Here is a 15,201-nt window from a genome sequence, read left to right on the forward strand (position 1 = left end):
CATCAGCATACCGGCGTCGCTTCCTTGATCTGCGAAGGAACGGCGACGCCCAGATCGGCGGCCCGAGCAGCGATCCTTGGCCAGAGTTCGTCAGCAACCGGCACGCCTTCGATCAAAGCTGCGCGGCGCTTTCTGGCGGCGGAATCGCCCGGAACCCTGACCCCACCGCGTGTCTGCGGAGCCGGAGGGTTGGTCTGACAGGCATTCACCAGCCAGTCAGCCTGTTCGCGGAATGCGTCGATCCCCGCGAATGCCTGAGGGTCGATCACCTGAATAAAGGCGCTTTGCGCCAACGGACCTGCAGGAGTGTTCGCCCTCCCCTTGCCCGAAAGCCCCTGCCCCAGCAATTCGACCATCAGACCCAGCCCGTAGCCCTTATGTCCTTTCAGCGCGCCGCCCAAGGGCAATAGCGAGCCGCCGCGCTCGGTCACTTCGCGCGGATCGTCGGTCGGCTCGCCAGTTGCCGTCAGCGCCCATGCTTCGGGGAAACGTTCGCCCGCTTTTGCCAAAGTCTGCGTCATGGTCGTTGTCGTGATCGAGGACGAGACGTCGATCAGCACCGGATCGCCCGAGGTCGGAAAGCCCGCCGCAATCGGGTTCGGCGTCAGCACCGGCTTGGTCCCGCCATAAGGAGCGACACGCGATGCCGCCGGATTCGAGCACGAGATCTGCACGATCAGCCCGCGATCCGTCAGTTCCCGCATATAGGCCGAAAGCGCGCAGGTATGGTGTGTATTCCGGATCGCGGCGGTGACAACGCCGTAGGTGGCGACGCGGTCAGCCGCCTGTTCCAGCGCGCGGGTCAAAAGCCACGCGCCCGGCAGCAGCATCCCGTCCCAGACGAATGTCGCGCCGCGATCCGTGACGATCTCGGGTTCGCCGGAACCGCGCAATGATCCGTCCGCCAGACTGTCCAGATACCACGGCAGCAAGCCGACGCCGTGAGTCTCGTGGCCGATCATGTCGCCTTCGACCAGCACCTGCGCCGTGACGCGGGCCTTGTCCCGTTCCATTCCGGCTGCGGCCAGCAGCGCCTCGGCATAGCCCGTCAGGGCCTCGCGTTCTATCCGTGGCATGAAGCCTCCGTCTGTCGTAAATGGAAGGCGGCCTTGCCGCCTTCGCCATGTTGGTTAACGCCCGTTGGCAGCCCGCCATTCCGCGAACAAATCAAGGTTCGTTTCATCCGTAGCCGGATAAAGCCCGATGATCGTGGCCCCGCCCTTGACCCGTTCGACGACGAAGTCTTCGTAAGCCGTCATCTCGACCGCCTCATCGGCAATTTCGTCGGCAATTTCGGCAGGGATCACGATGACGCTGTCATCATCGCCGACCACGATATCGCCCGGGAACACCGGAACGTCGCCGCAACCGATCGGCACATTGATATCAATGGCCTCGTGCAGGGTCAGGTTCGTCGGCGACGACGCGCGGTGGTGATAGGACGGGATGTCAAGCTGCGCGATCGACATCGAATCCCTGAAACCGCCATCGGTGACGACGCCAGCCCCGCCCCGCACCATCAACCGCGTGATCAGGATGTCGCCAGCCGAGGCCGCGCGGGCATCCTTGCGGCTGTCCATGACCATGACATGACCCTCGGGACATTGCTCGATGGCCGCACGCTGCGGGTGGTCCGGATTGCGGAAGACCGTCATCGGGTTACGGTCCTCGCGCGCGGGCATGTAGCGCAGGGTGAACGCCGGACCGACCATGTTGCGCCCACGCGGGCGCAACGGACGCACATCCTGAATCGTCTGGTTGCGCAGTCCACGCTTGTAAAGCGCCGAGCAAAGCGTGGCGACCGAGACGCCCATCAGTTTCTCACGGGTCGAGGGGTTCAATTCAGCCTCCGAAAGTAGTCGTTTCGACGGTCCAGTCGCGGGCCTTGCCGGTCAGGCTGCATCCCAGACCATGACGCGCCGGAACGATCATGCGACCATCGCGGATTTCGAGCTCCTCGTTGAACAGCGGCGCGAGCCAGTCGAAATGCTCGACCCAAGGCTCATGCGGATAGGCAGCCGCCAGATGCAGGTGGATCTCCATCGCGAAATGCGGCGCAAGGCGCATACGCTTGGCATCGGCCTGCGCGCAGATCTTCAGGAACTGGGTGATACCTCCGACACGCGGCGCATCGGGCTGGATGAAATCGACCGCATCGGCGCGGATCAGCGCCATATGCTCATCAGCCGAGGCCAGCATCTCGCCAGTGGCAATCGGCGTGGCCAGTTCGCGCGCCAGCAAGGCATGGCCTTCGGCGTCATAGGCGTCCAGCGGTTCCTCGATCCATTCGAGGTTCAGGGGCTCGACCAAGCGGCCAAAGCGCAACGCGGTCACGCGATCCCATTGCTGGTTGGCATCGACCATCAACGGCACGCGGCCATTCAGATGCTCGGTCACGGCATCCAGTCGGCGCAGGTCGATCATCGGGTCGGGTTGGCCGACCTTGATCTTGATCCCGCCGATGCCCGAAGCCAGCGATTGGTCAATTGCGGCCTTCACCTCGTCGATCGAGGAGGACAGGAACCCGCCCGAAGTATTGTAGCAGGCCACCCCGTCACGATGCGCACCAAGCAGTTTTGCCAAGGGCAGTCCGGCGCGTTTCGCTTTCAGATCCCACAGGCAGATGTCCATCGCGGCAATCGCTTGAGTGGCAATACCCGAACGCCCGACCGAGGCGCCCGCCCAGCACAGCTTATCCCAAAGACGGGCGATATCGTTCGGGTCTTCGCCGATCAGGTTATCCGCGATTTCGCAGGCATGGGCATAAAGGCCGCGACCACCGGCGCGTTTCGAATAGCTGAAACCAAGCCCCGAAAAGCCCGCTTCGGTTTCGATCTCGCAGAACAGGAAGGCGACTTCGGTCAGCGGTTTCTGGCGGCCTGTCAGAACTTTCGCATCGCTGATCGGACGGGCAAGCGGCAGATAGGCCAGCGACAGCTTGACCGTTTTGATCGCGTCCTGCGTGGCCGGACCTGCAGCAAAACCCGCTTTGGGAGGCTGCGCCGGAATCAGGCGTTTGTCGGTGTCAAACATAAGGTGTCCTCCTTAGTTGATCGCAGGTTCGGGGGTCTTGCCGCCGAATTCTGTTTTCAGGAAATCAAAGTCACAGCCCTTGTCGGCCTGTTCGATGTGCTTGCTGAACATCAGGCCGTAACCGCGCTGATAGTGCGGTTCGGGCGCTTGCCACGCGGTGCGGCGGGCTTCCAGATCGGCCTCGCTGACCAGCATGTTCAGGCTTCGGTTCGGGATGTCCAATTCGACCATGTCGCCGTTTTTCAGCAGCGCCAACGGGCCGCCGACAAATGCCTCGGGCGAGACGTGAAGCACGCAAGCCCCGAAGGACGTGCCCGACATCCGCGCATCCGAGATCCGCACCATGTCACGCAGACCCAGCTTCAGCAGCGCCTTGGGCATCGGGATCATGCCCCATTCCGGCATACCCGGCCCGCCCTGCGGTCCCGCATTGCGCAGCACCAGAACCGTGTCCGGCGTCAGCGGATAATCCGGATCGTCGATGATCTTCTTCATCTCGGCGTAGCTGTCGGCGACCAGCGCCGGACCGACATGATGATGGAATTTCGGATCACAGGCGGCTGGCTTGATGACGGCCCCGTCAGGACAAAGATTGCCCTTCAACACGGCAAGCGAGCCTTCGTGATAGACGGGGTTGGAAAGTGGCCGGATGACGTCCTCGTTCCAGATCTTCACCTCGGCAAGCCCCTCGATCAAAGGCGTCCCGCTGACGGTGATCGCCGTCGGGTCCAGCTTGTCGCCCAATTGCTTCATCAGCGCGCGAAGACCACCGGCGTAGTAGAAATCTTCCATCAGATAGGTCGTGCCCGAGGGCCGGATATTCGCCAGAACCGGAGTCGTGCGGCCAATCCGATCCAGATCGTCCAATTCCAGCGGCACGCCCGCACGGCGCGCCATCGCGATCAGGTGGATGATCGCGTTGGTCGAACAACCTGTCGCCATCGCGACCGTGACCGCATTGTTGACCGCAGCCGGCGTGACGACCTTTTCAGGCGTCAGATCATCCCAGATCATTTCGATGATGCGACGACCGCAAGCCGCCGACATGCGCTGGTGATTGGCATCGGCAGCCGGAATGGACGAAGCCCCCGGCAAGGTCAGCCCCATCGCTTCGGCAATCGCCGTCATCGTCGAGGCCGTACCCATCGTCATGCAATGGCCATAGGAACGCGCGATACCGCCCTCGATTCCCTGCCATTCTTCCTTCGAGATCGTGCCAGCGCGGCGCTCATCCCAGTATTTGAAGCCGTCCGTGCCCGAGCCCAGATATTTGCCCGCATAGTTCCCGCGCAGCATAGGTCCGGCAGGAAGGTAGATGAACGGAATGCCCATGCTGAGCGCGCCCATGACCAGACCCGGAGTGGTCTTGTCGCAACCGCCCATCAGCACCGCGCCGTCCACGGGATGACTGCGCAGCAGCTCCTCGGTCTCCATCGCCAGCATATTGCGATATAGCATGGTTGTCGGCTTCACGAAGTTTTCCGACAGCGACAGCGCCGGAAGCTCCATCGGAAAGCCGCCAGCCTGCAGGATGCCGCGTTTGACCCATTCGACGCGATCCTTGAAATGCATGTGGCAGGGCTGGGCGTCGGACCATGTGTTGATGATCGCGACGATCGGCTTCCCCTCCCAGTCTTCGGGGGCGTAACCCATCTGCATCGTGCGCGAGCGGTGACCGAACGACCTCTGGTCGTCGGGGACCATCCATCGCGCCGAGCGCAGGTCCGCGTATTCTTTTTTCTTCTGCATCCTCATCCTCCCTCGCCCGCTCGGATGCGCGTGCCGCGATTTGGCGCTGACGCCACGAAGCACTTGAGCGGGATGCGAATCTGATATATTAGTCAGATAAGAATATCAATGAGGAATTGTGCATCGGCAAGAACGACCTGCCGAACGCCGGAAAAAGACATGACGCATTCGATCATTTCGACCTTCAGCCTTGCTGATCCGGCCCCGAATCCGGGACAGGGCGGCACCGTGCAACGCGTGTACGAAGACCTTCGCCAACGCATTATTTCCTTTGATTTACCGCCGGATATGACGCTTGCACGGAACGATCTGACCGAGGAATACGGCGTCAGCCTGACCCCTTTGCGCGAGGCATTGCAGAAACTGCACCTCGAAGGGCTGGTCCGGATCTATCCGCAATCCCGCACCGTGGTGACGCGAATCGACATCCCGCAAATCTACGAGGCACATTTTCTGCGCGTCTCGCTGGAATGCGAAGTGGCGCGAAATCTGGCGCTGGCACGCGATGAGCAACTTGTCACGCGCGCCCGCTCTATCATCCGCATGCAGGAAGCGGTCGCGCTAGACCCTGATCAGGTTTCGATGTTCCAGGAACTGGACGAGGTCTTTCACAACACCCTGTTCGCGGCGCTTGGCCGTGGCGCCCTGCACCGCATGATCCGCGAACGCTCGGGCCATCTGGAACGTGCGCGCCGGTTGCATAATGCACAGGGCCGCGTCGGCTCGATCATCGCGGGACATTCGAGTGTCATCGACGCCATCGCCGCTGGCGATGCGGATGGCGCAGTCATTGCCATGCGCGGGCATCTGGGCGGCACGATCTCGCAGATCGAGCAGCTCAAGATCAGACATCCCGACTATTTTTCCTAACATTTCACGGAATTTTCGCAGATTCAGGAGGAATCCGATGTCCTATGGACTCGTAACCGAACGCCCGTCAGGGTCAGTCCCGACCGACAACGACAAGACCAATGGCGGCGGCTCGCCCGTCGTGCGCAGCGTCCGTGTCGTTCCGGTCGCGGGTCAGGACAGTATGTTGCTGAACCTGTCAGGCGCACATGGTCCCTATTTCACCCGCAATATCGTCCTGATCACCGACTCGCGCGGGGCCACCGGCATTGGCGAGGTTCCCGGCGGCGCGGCGATCAAACAGACGCTCGAGGACGCCATTCCGCTTGTCATCGGCCAATCGCTCGGGAACTACCGCGCCGTTCTACGGAAGGTCTCGCAGACATTCGCCAATCGAGATAGCGGCGGACGCGGGCAGCAGACCTTTGACCTGCGCACCACGATCCATGTCGTTGCCGCGCTGGAATGCGCCATGCTTGACCTGCTGGGCCAGTTCATGGACCTGCCGATCTGTGCCTTGCTGGCCGAGGGCCAGCAGCGCGAAGCGGTCGAGATGCTGGGCTATCTGTTCTTTGTCGGCGACCGCAGCCGCACCCCGCTGCCCTATCGCTCGGGCGGGACGGGTGACGACTGGCTGCGCCTGCGCGACGAAGTTGCGCTGGACGCCCCCTCGGTCCGTCGGTTGGCCGAGGCTGCCGAGGCCCGCTACGGCTTCAAGGATTTCAAATTGAAAGGCGGCGTCCTGCATGGCGAGGACGAAGCCGCAATCGTCGCGGACTTGGCCGCGGCTTTCCCCGATGCCCGCGTAACGCTGGACCCGAACGGCGCGTGGCTGCTCAAGGACGCGATCCGCTTCCTGTCTCCGCTGAAAGGCGTACTTGCCTATGCCGAGGATCCCTGCGGCCCCGAGCCCGGCTATTCCGGCCGCGAAACCATGGCCGAGTTCCGCCGCGCCACCGGCCTGCCCACCGCCACGAACATGATCGCGACCGACTGGCGCGAAATGGGCCATGCCATTCGCGCGGGCGCTGTCGACATTCCGCTGGCGGACCCGCATTTCTGGACCATGCAGGGCTCGGTCGAGGTGGCGCAGCTTTGCGACCGTTGGGGAATGACATGGGGTTCGCATTCGAACAACCATTTCGACGTATCGCTGGCGATGTTCACGCAGGTGGCTGCGGCCGCGCCGGGCAAGATCACCGCGCTCGACACGCATTGGATTTGGCAGGACGGCCAACGCATCACCAAAGAGCCGCCTCGGATCGAAGGCGGCATGGTCCGCGTTCCCGAGCGCCCCGGTCTTGGTGTCGAGATCGACGAAGTTGCCTTGGCCGAAGCAAACCGCCTGCATGACAGCCTACCGCAATCGGGTCGCAACGACGCAGCCGCGATGCAATACCTGATCCCGAACTGGACTTTCGACTCGAAAACTCCGGCACTTGCGCGCGAAGAGTATCGGGGCTGAGCAATCGGCTTGGGCTGGGCAGTAGTTTGGCTACAGCACAGCCCCTTCGACTAGCCCGGCGGAACGCGGGGCGCGATCCGTCGGGCTGCCGAAAATTTCGGAAATGTGATTTGGTGTTTCGAAGGGATTTCGAGAGGCTGATGATGTGAACATCATGCAGCTCGGCTACCTTTCATTGCCGCTTTGCGCGGTCGTCGGTCCGGCACTTGCACAATCGTCGCAGGGCGATATCGGCGTGGGCGTGGAACTGGTGCTGGCCGTAGACATCTCGCGCTCGATCAATCCGGCTGAACAGTTGATCCAGCGCCAAGGGTATGCGGCGGCTTTCCGAAGCACCGCGATTCAGAAAGCGATCCTTTTCGGCGAATGGAAGCGAGTCGCCGTGACCTATGTCGAATGGGCTGGTTCGCAATCGCAAATGGTCACCATACCCTGGACATTGATAGATAGCGCCGAGGCCGCCGAGGCCTTCGCCGATAGTATTGAAGCCGGATCGTCCCGCCCAGTGTCGCGGACCTCGATCTCGGGGGCGATCGATTTCGCTTCAGGGCTGTTTGACGGCAACGGGTTCGAAGGCTCGCGACGAGTGATCGATGTTTCAGGCGACGGACCCAACAATCAGGGCCGGATCGTCACCGAGGCGCGCGATGATGCGGTTGCCCAAGGCATCACGATCAACGGATTGCCACTACTGACCGGCGGCTCGGATGGTTCCTCGGGAAGCTGGAGTTCGATCCCGAATCTGGATCGCTACTATACCGACTGCGTGATAGGCGGCACCGGAGCGTTTTCCGTCGCCGTCACAAGCTGGGATCAATTCGCCGCCGCCGTGCGCTACAAGCTGGTTCTGGAGGTGGTAGGCCTGCAACCTCCGCCCCACGACAGGCTGATCCGGATACAGACCGCATCCGAAACAGATTGCCTGATCGGCGAACGTCTTTGGGAAGATCGTCAGCGCAGTTGGGGCGAGTGAACCGGCGCTTCATGCCGCGTTCAGAAAAATTTCTCGTTTGGTCGGGATGAGAAACAAACGCGGCTTCGTATATCTATCAAGATGAGCAGAAAGCCTGACCCGATCCTTGATCAACTGCCCGCTTTGCGGCGCTACGCCCTTGCCCTGTCCCGCGACGAGGGCGAGGCAGACGACCTTGTGCAGGAGGCTTTGCTTCGCGGGCACGAGAACCGGCAAGGCTTTCGGGCTGGCGGTAATCTACGGGCTTGGCTGTTCGGCATCTTGCGCAATGCGTTTCTGGACCGTCTGCGCAAGCGGCGGGCCGAAAGCCGGCGCGAGGCGGCGGTTGCCGCATTTGCGCCGGACTCGATCGATGCACCGCAGGATGCGGCCATCCGGTTGGCGCAATTGCGTCAGGAATTCATGCAATTGCCCGATGAGCAGCGCGAGGCGCTGTCGCTGGTTGCGATCGAAGGCATGAGCTACGCCGATGCAGCGCAACTTGCCGAAGTTCCGCTTGGCACATTGATGTCCCGCGTGGCGCGCGCCCGCGCCAGACTGCGCGATTTCGAAGACGGCAAACAGCAAGCCCCTGCATTGAAACTGGTGGGAGGACGAGATGCTACCCGCAAGTGATTCAATTAACGATCTGGACCTGAACGCCTATGTCGACGACCAGCTTGACGACTGGCAGCGGCTGCGGGTCGAGGAATACCTGTCACACCAACCGGAAGCCGCGGCGCGGGTGATGCAGGATATGCATTTGCGCCGAGAGCTTCGGCTAGCCTTTGCCCCTGCGCCGGAACCGAACGGCCAGCAACGCGCTGCCGCTGCCTTGCTGTCGCGCGGGCTGCTGCGTGACGAGCGCTTGCGCAAGGTCATCCGGCTGGTTCCGGTTGCCGCGCTGGTTCTTGCCGGTTGGCTGGCAAATGAGGGGCTGGGTCCGCTTTCCGTGGGCGAAGTCGTCGCCTCGCAACCGCCGCATCCGGTCGTGGCAGCAGCAATTTCGGCGCGCGAGGCCAGCATCATCCGCCTGCCCATGCGCTCGCAACCGCAGATCCACGAGTTGGACGCCGATGAGCTACGGGCCGCGACTGGCATTCTGCTGCCGCAGTTCGACCGGAACTGGGCAATCCGCGATGCGCAGATTTTCCCCTCGCCGCAGGGGCCGGGGATCGAGATCGTTTTCGAAACCGGAGATCTGGGCCAGATCAGCCATTTTGCCGTCCGGCCCGGAAATTTTGCCGTGACCTTGCCGCATGTCGAGAAGCACGACGCCAGCAATGTCGCATGGTTCCAGATCGGCGAGACGGCACATGTCCTGATCTCGGACAAGGGCGACACGTCGGATCTGCAGAAAGTCGCCGAGAATCTTTCCTCCAGCCTTTATTGACCCATCACAGCGGAGACCAAGATGGACCATACGACCCGTGGCCGCAGTGCCGGCTTTTCTCCTGCCGCGGCCTATGATGACGGCCTGCGGGCCCATATGCTGCGCATCTACAATTACATGGGCCTTGGCCTTGCCCTGACCGGCATCGTCGCGATGCTGGTGGCCTCGGTCCCCGCGATCTATGTGCCGATTTTCAGCACTCCGCTGAAATGGGTCGTGATGCTGGCCCCTCTGGCCTTCGTCATGTTCCTGTCCTTCCGTATCGAGGCGGTTTCCGGCACCACCGCGCAGACCCTGTTCTGGGCGTTCTGCGGCGTGATGGGCCTGTCGCTGGCTTCGATTTTCCTCGTGTATACCGGCACTTCCATCGCGCGGGCCTTCTTTGGCGCAGCAGCGATGTTCGCCGCGACCAGCATCTACGGCTATACGACGCGGCGTGATCTGACCCAGTTCGGCAGCTTCCTGATGATGGGCCTGATCGGCGTGATCATCGCCAGCATCATCAACATCTTCCTTGGATCGTCGGCACTGCAATTCGCGATCTCGATCATCGGCATCATCGTTTTCGTCGGCCTGACCGCGTGGGATACCCAGTCGATCAAGCTGCAATATGCCGAGCACCACGATGACGAGACCCGCCAGAAACTAGCCGTCATGGGCGCGCTGTCGCTTTACCTGAACTTCATCAACATCTTTCAGCTTTTGCTGAGCCTGACCGGCCAGCGAGAAGAATAACCCGCCAGAAGGAAAATTGAGGCATGGACTACAACGACAGGCAGGCCATCGAAGGTCTGTTCGACAAGCTTGGTCAGGTCGAACGCCAAAGCGGCCACCGCGATGCCGAAGCCGACCAGTTCATTTCGAGCCAGATCGCCCGCCAGCCCGGCGCGCCCTATTTCATGGCCCAGACGATTGTGGTGCAGGAACACGCGCTGAATTCGGCACAGTCCCGCATCGAAGAACTGGAGTACCAACTGCAAACGGCCCAGCAGCAAACCGCGCAAAGTGGCGGCTTCCTGTCGCGCATGTTCGGTGGCGCGTCGCCTTCAGCAGCGGCTCGTCCCGCACCGCGCGCACAGGGCTATGGCCATGGCGCCCCGATGGGCGGACATAGCGGCCAACAAGGCGGCGGCTTTCTGGCCGGTGCTGCGCAAACCGCGATGGGTGTCGCGGGTGGCGTTCTGTTGGGCAATGCAGTGATGGGCATGTTCGCAGGCGAAGCCGATGCTGCTCCGGCCCCTGAAGCAGAGGACGAGGAAGAAGACACCGGCGCATTCGAAGATGCAGGCGGCTGGGACGAAGAGTTTTAAGCGATACCGGAGAGGGCAACCGTCCTCCCCCGGTTGTCTGGTAACGAGTGCTCCGGTGAAGCCCCGCGGATCGTTTGATCTGCGGGGCTTTTCCGTTATCGCGGCAGGCGAAGCTGCGCGTATGAGGGCAGATTGGCCGCCAGATGCGCTCCGCCGCGAAGCAGGACGCGGTCGGATTGGGGACGTGCGATCACTTGCTCAAGGCTCCACGCCTCGAACATCATCAGATCTGCGCGGCGTCCGGCCCCGATGCTGCCTGCATGAAAACCCGCAATTTCAGCCGGGCTTGGTCCGGCCAGACGGGGCGCGTCGGCAATCGGATGGTCCAGATGCAGAATACGGACCGATTGGCGCCACGTATCCAGCATGTCGTGATCGCCGTAAGCATGGAACGGATCGCGGCAATTGTCGCCGGCCACCGCCACCGGCACGCCAGCCGCGCGCAATTCATGCACTGGCATGACACCCCGCCAACGCGGCGTCCGACCGGCTTCGCGGTCCTGCAGATACATATTCACCGTCGGCAGGGTGATCAGTCGCAATCCCGCTTCCGCGATCAGCTTGACCGTCGCATCCAGTTCGGGCTCGGGCAGCAGCGCCAGCGAGCAGCAATGCCCGCAGGTGACGCGGCCCTGATAGCCGTGCCGGATGGTGGCGCGGGCGACATGCGGAAGGGCTCCGGCCTGCGCCGCCTCGTCCACATGCAGGTCGATATCCAGATCACGTTCGCTCGCCAGAATGAACAGGCGGTCCAGCAACTGGTCCAGATCATCCAGCCCGTCGCCATGTGTTCCACCCGAGGCACGGGTGACGCCGCCCATCAGTCCGCCATGCGCGGCGACGATGTCGGCAAGACGGGCACCATAGTCGCCCCGATAGGAATCGACCGGAACCAGCGCCACGGCTTGCAGGTCGATCCTTCCCGACCATGCCACGCGAGTCTCGGCAAAGGCGGCCCAGCTTTCCTCGCCCTGCCCTTCGTGACTGTCCAGATGGGTGCGGATCGCGGCAACGCCATGGGCCTCGGCGCAGGACAGGCCGAATTCCATCCGTGTCAGCAGATCGTCGCGCCGCCAATGGGCGATACGGTCACGGGTCGTGGCATCACGAGCGCCGGAATGGGTTCCCCCTGAATCCGGCGCACGTCCGGCGACATGCCCCTTGTCCAGATGGGTGTGTGCATCGACCAGCATCGGCCAGACCTGACGGCCCTGAAGGTCGATTGAAGGGGCCGAAAACTCGGCGCCCGCAGCGCGGATTTCGGCCACGCGATCGCCCTGAAGCAGCAGATCGACCCGCGCCGAGCCATCAGCCTCGATCACCGCCCCCTCGGGCGCGGCGTCCGCCAGCAGCGATTGCGGCACACGGGCATTGCGCAAAGCGACCGTGCCGCGACCGTCAAGACGGCGGATCTGGGCAGAAAGCGGGATTACTTGATCATCCATCATCTTCGTCATTCCATGAATTCTAGCTGAAAGGCCGGGCTATTCGCCGGCCGGAGTCGCGGTGAAAAGCCGCTGCACCAATTGCAGAAAGCGGCTACCCGCTGGGGAAAGCTGGCCACGGGCGCGATGGGCCAGCATCAGGCGCTGCCTTCCTGCCGCCGTTTCGATGGGCAGGAAGGCCAGATCACCGTCGCGCAACTCCTGATCGACATCGACGCGATTCAGGAAAGTCACATGCGGAGAGCGCCGGACCAGACGCTTCATCATCTCGGTCGAATTGGTTTCCACGACCGGTGACAGAACCGCTCCGGCCGGCGCAAGGTTTTCAACCACCTCGCGCAGCGACAGGCTGGGATCGGCCAGAACCAGCGGATACATCAGGCAATCCGACAGCCGGACCGAGCTTTTGATCGTCAAGGGATGGTTGCGAGCCACGACCGCACCCAGTCGATGCTGGAACTCGGCGGCCAGATGTAGGCGGGGATCCTGCGGCAGGTTATAGGCCAGCGCCAGTTCCGCCTGCCCCGAGCCAACCGCCTCGATCACCTCGGGGCGCGTGCCGACCATGACGCGCAGATTGACCTGAGGATGCGCCTCGCGGAACTCCGCCACGACATCGGCCAATCGCCCTGCCGCAAGCGTCGCCATGGTGGCGACCGTAACCTCGCCCCTGCTCAGGCCCTTGAGCGCCTTGATCTGCGCCCGCATCCGGTCATGGGCGCGCAAGGTCTCGCGGATATGGGCGACCAGCATCTCGCCCGAGGTGGTCAGCTTCAGGCCCTTGGGCAGCCGCTCGAAGATCGGCGCGCCAAGGTCATCCTCCATCTCAAGAACGAAACGGTTCACCGCCGAGGCCGATACATTCAGCACCCGCGCCGCCTTGCGGATCGAGCCTTGTCTGGCGACCTCGTCAATATAGCGCAGCGCGCGTCCGTGCAGCATCAGCCTTCCGGGATCCGAATTGGGGGCAGAAACCCTGACGATGTCACCCGGAAGGCCCATTCTCAATGCCTCACTTCTTGATCGCGGCGAAGTTCGCGTTGATCCGCATGGTCAGGTAGTCGCCGGCGGTCATCGGCTCGTACTTGCCCAAGGGGCCGACCATCAGCGCATCGCGGTTCGCCTGACAGAAGAACGGGAGCGACAGGCGGCGGCCCATATACTCGCCATCGCGCGGCATGCGGACGCGGTGCAGGGTCGATTGCAGCTGGTCGTCCGACCAGCGCATCAGCATGTCGCCGATATTGCAGGTGATGTAACCCTTGCGCGGGGCGACGTCGGTCCATTGGCCCGAAGCGGCATCCTTGCCCGGGCAGACCTGCAGACCGCCTTCACCTTCTTTCTGATGCAGGATGGTCAGGCAGTCGAAGTCCGAATGCGCACCGGCGCGCCACGCCTTGAAGTCCTCGGGCTTGGCGTTCTCCATCGACATGTAATGGATCATCCGCAGGGTCGACTGGTACTGGTCAGAGGCCGGATCATGCGCCTTGGTGAAGAAATCCTCGGCGAAGCCCATCTTCAGGGCAAAGCAGGACAGGATCCGCATGCCCAGTTCCCAGTTCTGCCGCTCGAAGCGCAAGGCGCGCTCTTGGAAGCCCGGCAATTCGGCCTCGGTCGGCCATTTGCCGTCCATCAGCGGGCGGGTGACCTGATAGCTTTCCTTGTTGTCGGGCGTCCCGGTCGAGGGGCGGACCTGCGCCTTGAATTCCCAGCCCGCATTGGTGCCCTTGGGCATCGGGTATTGCGCCTTGACCTCGTGCGGCAGTTCGAAGAACTCCCACGCATTGTCGAAAGCGGCGTCGATATCTTCCTGCGCGATGCCGTGGTTATAGACCTGGAAGAAGCCGATATCGGTCGAGGCGGCCCAAAGAGCATCGGCGATCTCGTGCTTGCGGTTCTCGAAATCCGAGAGGTCGATGACCGGGATCGCGCGCTCGACGGTGGTGCCTTCGCCGCCGATGGTGGTTTCCTTGTTCAGCTCGGCCAGAGCGTAGTTTGCATTTGACATTGCAGTCTCCTTGAGTGCCTTTTCAGGCGATTGAGGAGCAATTTCCGGACCCATTGGGCCTGAACGCTTCTACTCCGGGGGGGTAATCAGTTGTTCGACTTGGGCAGGCTCCACGGGAACAGCCGTTTCTGGACCAGCAGGACGGCTTGAAACAGTGTCAGCGACATCGCGGCCAACACGATCAATCCGGCCCATGCCTGCGGGAGCTTGAACATCGAAGTCGAGAACTGGATGAAATAGCCCACGCCTGCTTCGGCAGCGACGAACTCGGCCACGACGGCGCCGATGACGGCCAGCGTGATCGAGATCTTCAGCGCCGAAAAGATATAGGGCACGGCATAGGGCAGCCGGATCTGGGTCATCTCGCGCCATGCGGGTGCGCGCAGGCTGCGAGACAACTCGATCAATTCGGGCGGCGTTGCGGCAAGACCCGTCGCGGTCGACACAACCAGCGGGAAGAAGGTGATCAGCGTGGTGATGACGATGCGCGGCAGATCGCCCGCGCCAAGTGCCACGATGATGATCGGCGCGATGGCAACGACCGGCGTCGATTGCACGATGACCAGCAGCGGGTAAAGCGTCTTCGACAGTATGGCCGAGCGCATCATCACCATGGCCAGCGGAACCGAAACCGCGATGGCCAGTCCGAAACCAAGGATCGCCACCCGTAGGGTCGACCAGATATGGGTCAACCAACGTTCGAACCCGATGGCCGCGAACGAGTTCAGGATCGCCGAAGGAGCAGGCAGCAGATAGGACGGGATCGCGAAGGCCCGCGCCACCAACTCCCACAACAGCACTGTACCGATCAGGGTAGCCCCCGTGGCAACACCGGGCAGATTGAACAACTGGTTCAGCGAAAGCTGGCGGCGTTCGGGGACGGCCTCGGTTTTTGGCGTGGGCGTCGTGATCTGATCGCGGGATGGTGCCGGACGGATCGGCACAGGGCGCGCGGTCTGGCTGCGCAGGGGCTGGGTTTGCGTCATGGCGTCTTCCA

At 62.5% G+C, this 15,201-nt stretch carries 15 protein-coding genes; 7 read left to right on the forward strand and 8 right to left on the reverse strand.

The window, feature by feature from the left end; translation table 11 throughout:
- Positions 1 to 2: 2 nt before the first annotated feature.
- From GL286_RS03910 to araD, 4 genes are read right to left on the reverse strand one after another with little or no spacing between them, the layout of a single operon-like run.
- A complete protein-coding gene (locus tag GL286_RS03910; RefSeq protein ID WP_155094206.1) occupies positions 3 to 1,076 on the reverse strand; it encodes an Ldh family oxidoreductase in 1,074 nt (357 codons plus the stop codon).
- Between the two features lie 54 nt (positions 1,077 to 1,130).
- On the reverse strand, positions 1,131 to 1,841 hold the full coding sequence (locus tag GL286_RS03915) for a ribonuclease activity regulator RraA (RefSeq protein ID WP_155094207.1): 711 nt from the start codon (positions 1,839 to 1,841) through the stop codon (positions 1,131 to 1,133).
- A 1-nt stretch (position 1,842) separates the two neighbouring features.
- Positions 1,843 to 3,033: an L-talarate/galactarate dehydratase gene (locus GL286_RS03920; protein ID WP_155094208.1), complete on the reverse strand. Its 1,191-nt coding sequence runs from the start codon at positions 3,031 to 3,033 to the stop codon at positions 1,843 to 1,845.
- A 12-nt stretch (positions 3,034 to 3,045) separates the two neighbouring features.
- Positions 3,046 to 4,788, reverse strand: coding sequence for an L-arabinonate dehydratase (gene araD / locus GL286_RS03925; RefSeq protein WP_425496081.1), 1,743 nt, complete (start codon positions 4,786 to 4,788; stop codon positions 3,046 to 3,048).
- Between the two features lie 153 nt (positions 4,789 to 4,941).
- On the opposite strand from araD, the gene GL286_RS03930 reads away from it, so the two are divergent.
- The 7 genes from GL286_RS03930 to GL286_RS03960 all read left to right on the forward strand — a co-directional run bounded on the left by GL286_RS03930 (position 4,942) and on the right by GL286_RS03960 (position 10,751).
- Positions 4,942 to 5,652: a GntR family transcriptional regulator gene (locus GL286_RS03930; protein WP_155094210.1), complete on the forward strand. Its 711-nt coding sequence runs from the start codon at positions 4,942 to 4,944 to the stop codon at positions 5,650 to 5,652.
- A gap of 37 nt (positions 5,653 to 5,689) precedes the next feature.
- Positions 5,690 to 7,096: an enolase C-terminal domain-like protein gene (locus GL286_RS03935; RefSeq protein ID WP_155094211.1), complete on the forward strand. Its 1,407-nt coding sequence runs from the start codon at positions 5,690 to 5,692 to the stop codon at positions 7,094 to 7,096.
- 154 nt (positions 7,097 to 7,250) lie between these two features.
- Positions 7,251 to 8,069, forward strand: a complete 819-nt coding sequence (locus GL286_RS03940; RefSeq protein WP_155094212.1) for a DUF1194 domain-containing protein — start codon at positions 7,251 to 7,253, stop codon at positions 8,067 to 8,069.
- Between the two features lie 81 nt (positions 8,070 to 8,150).
- Positions 8,151 to 8,684, forward strand: a complete 534-nt coding sequence (locus GL286_RS03945; protein WP_155094213.1) for a sigma-70 family RNA polymerase sigma factor — start codon at positions 8,151 to 8,153, stop codon at positions 8,682 to 8,684.
- On the forward strand, positions 8,668 to 9,441 hold the full coding sequence (locus GL286_RS03950; RefSeq protein ID WP_155094214.1) for an anti-sigma factor family protein: 774 nt from the start codon (positions 8,668 to 8,670) through the stop codon (positions 9,439 to 9,441). The genes GL286_RS03945 and GL286_RS03950 overlap by 17 nt, the downstream gene beginning before the upstream one ends.
- 21 nt (positions 9,442 to 9,462) lie before the next feature.
- Positions 9,463 to 10,176 carry a Bax inhibitor-1/YccA family protein gene (locus GL286_RS03955; RefSeq protein WP_155094215.1) on the forward strand — a complete coding sequence of 238 codons (714 nt, stop codon included), beginning with the start codon at positions 9,463 to 9,465 and terminating at the stop codon, positions 10,174 to 10,176.
- A 23-nt stretch (positions 10,177 to 10,199) separates the two neighbouring features.
- Positions 10,200 to 10,751, forward strand: a complete 552-nt coding sequence (locus GL286_RS03960; RefSeq protein WP_155094216.1) for a DUF2076 domain-containing protein — start codon at positions 10,200 to 10,202, stop codon at positions 10,749 to 10,751.
- A gap of 95 nt (positions 10,752 to 10,846) precedes the next feature.
- Here the strand turns inward: GL286_RS03960 and GL286_RS03965 are convergent, their stop codons facing one another.
- The 4 genes from GL286_RS03965 to GL286_RS03980 form a co-directional block, all read right to left on the reverse strand.
- Positions 10,847 to 12,196, reverse strand: coding sequence for a cytosine deaminase (locus GL286_RS03965; protein WP_211596172.1), 1,350 nt, complete (start codon positions 12,194 to 12,196; stop codon positions 10,847 to 10,849).
- Between the two features lie 39 nt (positions 12,197 to 12,235).
- Positions 12,236 to 13,138, reverse strand: a complete 903-nt coding sequence (locus GL286_RS03970; protein ID WP_155094218.1) for a LysR family transcriptional regulator — start codon at positions 13,136 to 13,138, stop codon at positions 12,236 to 12,238.
- A 70-nt stretch (positions 13,139 to 13,208) separates the two neighbouring features.
- Complete coding sequence (locus GL286_RS03975) at positions 13,209 to 14,204, reverse strand: isopenicillin N synthase family dioxygenase (RefSeq protein WP_155094219.1); 996 nt, start codon at positions 14,202 to 14,204, stop codon at positions 13,209 to 13,211.
- Between the two features lie 86 nt (positions 14,205 to 14,290).
- Positions 14,291 to 15,190 carry an ABC transporter permease gene (locus tag GL286_RS03980; protein ID WP_155094220.1) on the reverse strand — a complete coding sequence of 300 codons (900 nt, stop codon included), beginning with the start codon at positions 15,188 to 15,190 and terminating at the stop codon, positions 14,291 to 14,293.
- Between the last annotated feature and the right edge of the window lie 11 nt (positions 15,191 to 15,201).

The organism is Paracoccus aestuariivivens (assembly GCF_009711225.1).
Classification (GTDB): Bacteria; Pseudomonadota; Alphaproteobacteria; order Rhodobacterales; family Rhodobacteraceae; genus Paracoccus; species Paracoccus aestuariivivens.

Coding starts and splice junctions, on each gene's coding strand:
- GL286_RS03910 (WP_155094206.1), bottom strand. CDS start 1,076: ATGCCACGGATAGAACGCGAGGCCCTGACGGGCTATGCCGAGGCGCTG.
- GL286_RS03920 (WP_155094208.1), bottom strand. CDS start 3,033: ATGTTTGACACCGACAAACGCCTGATTCCGGCGCAGCCTCCCAAAGCG.
- araD (WP_425496081.1), bottom strand. CDS start 4,788: ATGAGGATGCAGAAGAAAAAAGAATACGCGGACCTGCGCTCGGCGCGA.
- GL286_RS03930 (WP_155094210.1), top strand. CDS start 4,942: ATGACGCATTCGATCATTTCGACCTTCAGCCTTGCTGATCCGGCCCCG.
- GL286_RS03935 (WP_155094211.1), top strand. CDS start 5,690: ATGTCCTATGGACTCGTAACCGAACGCCCGTCAGGGTCAGTCCCGACC.
- GL286_RS03940 (WP_155094212.1), top strand. CDS start 7,251: ATGCAGCTCGGCTACCTTTCATTGCCGCTTTGCGCGGTCGTCGGTCCG.
- GL286_RS03945 (WP_155094213.1), top strand. CDS start 8,151: ATGAGCAGAAAGCCTGACCCGATCCTTGATCAACTGCCCGCTTTGCGG.
- GL286_RS03950 (WP_155094214.1), top strand. CDS start 8,668: ATGCTACCCGCAAGTGATTCAATTAACGATCTGGACCTGAACGCCTAT.
- GL286_RS03955 (WP_155094215.1), top strand. CDS start 9,463: ATGGACCATACGACCCGTGGCCGCAGTGCCGGCTTTTCTCCTGCCGCG.
- GL286_RS03960 (WP_155094216.1), top strand. CDS start 10,200: ATGGACTACAACGACAGGCAGGCCATCGAAGGTCTGTTCGACAAGCTT.
- GL286_RS03965 (WP_211596172.1), bottom strand. CDS start 12,196: ATGGATGATCAAGTAATCCCGCTTTCTGCCCAGATCCGCCGTCTTGAC.
- GL286_RS03970 (WP_155094218.1), bottom strand. CDS start 13,138: ATGCTGCACGGACGCGCGCTGCGCTATATTGACGAGGTCGCCAGACAA.
- GL286_RS03975 (WP_155094219.1), bottom strand. CDS start 14,204: ATGTCAAATGCAAACTACGCTCTGGCCGAGCTGAACAAGGAAACCACC.
- GL286_RS03980 (WP_155094220.1), bottom strand. CDS start 15,190: ATGACGCAAACCCAGCCCCTGCGCAGCCAGACCGCGCGCCCTGTGCCG.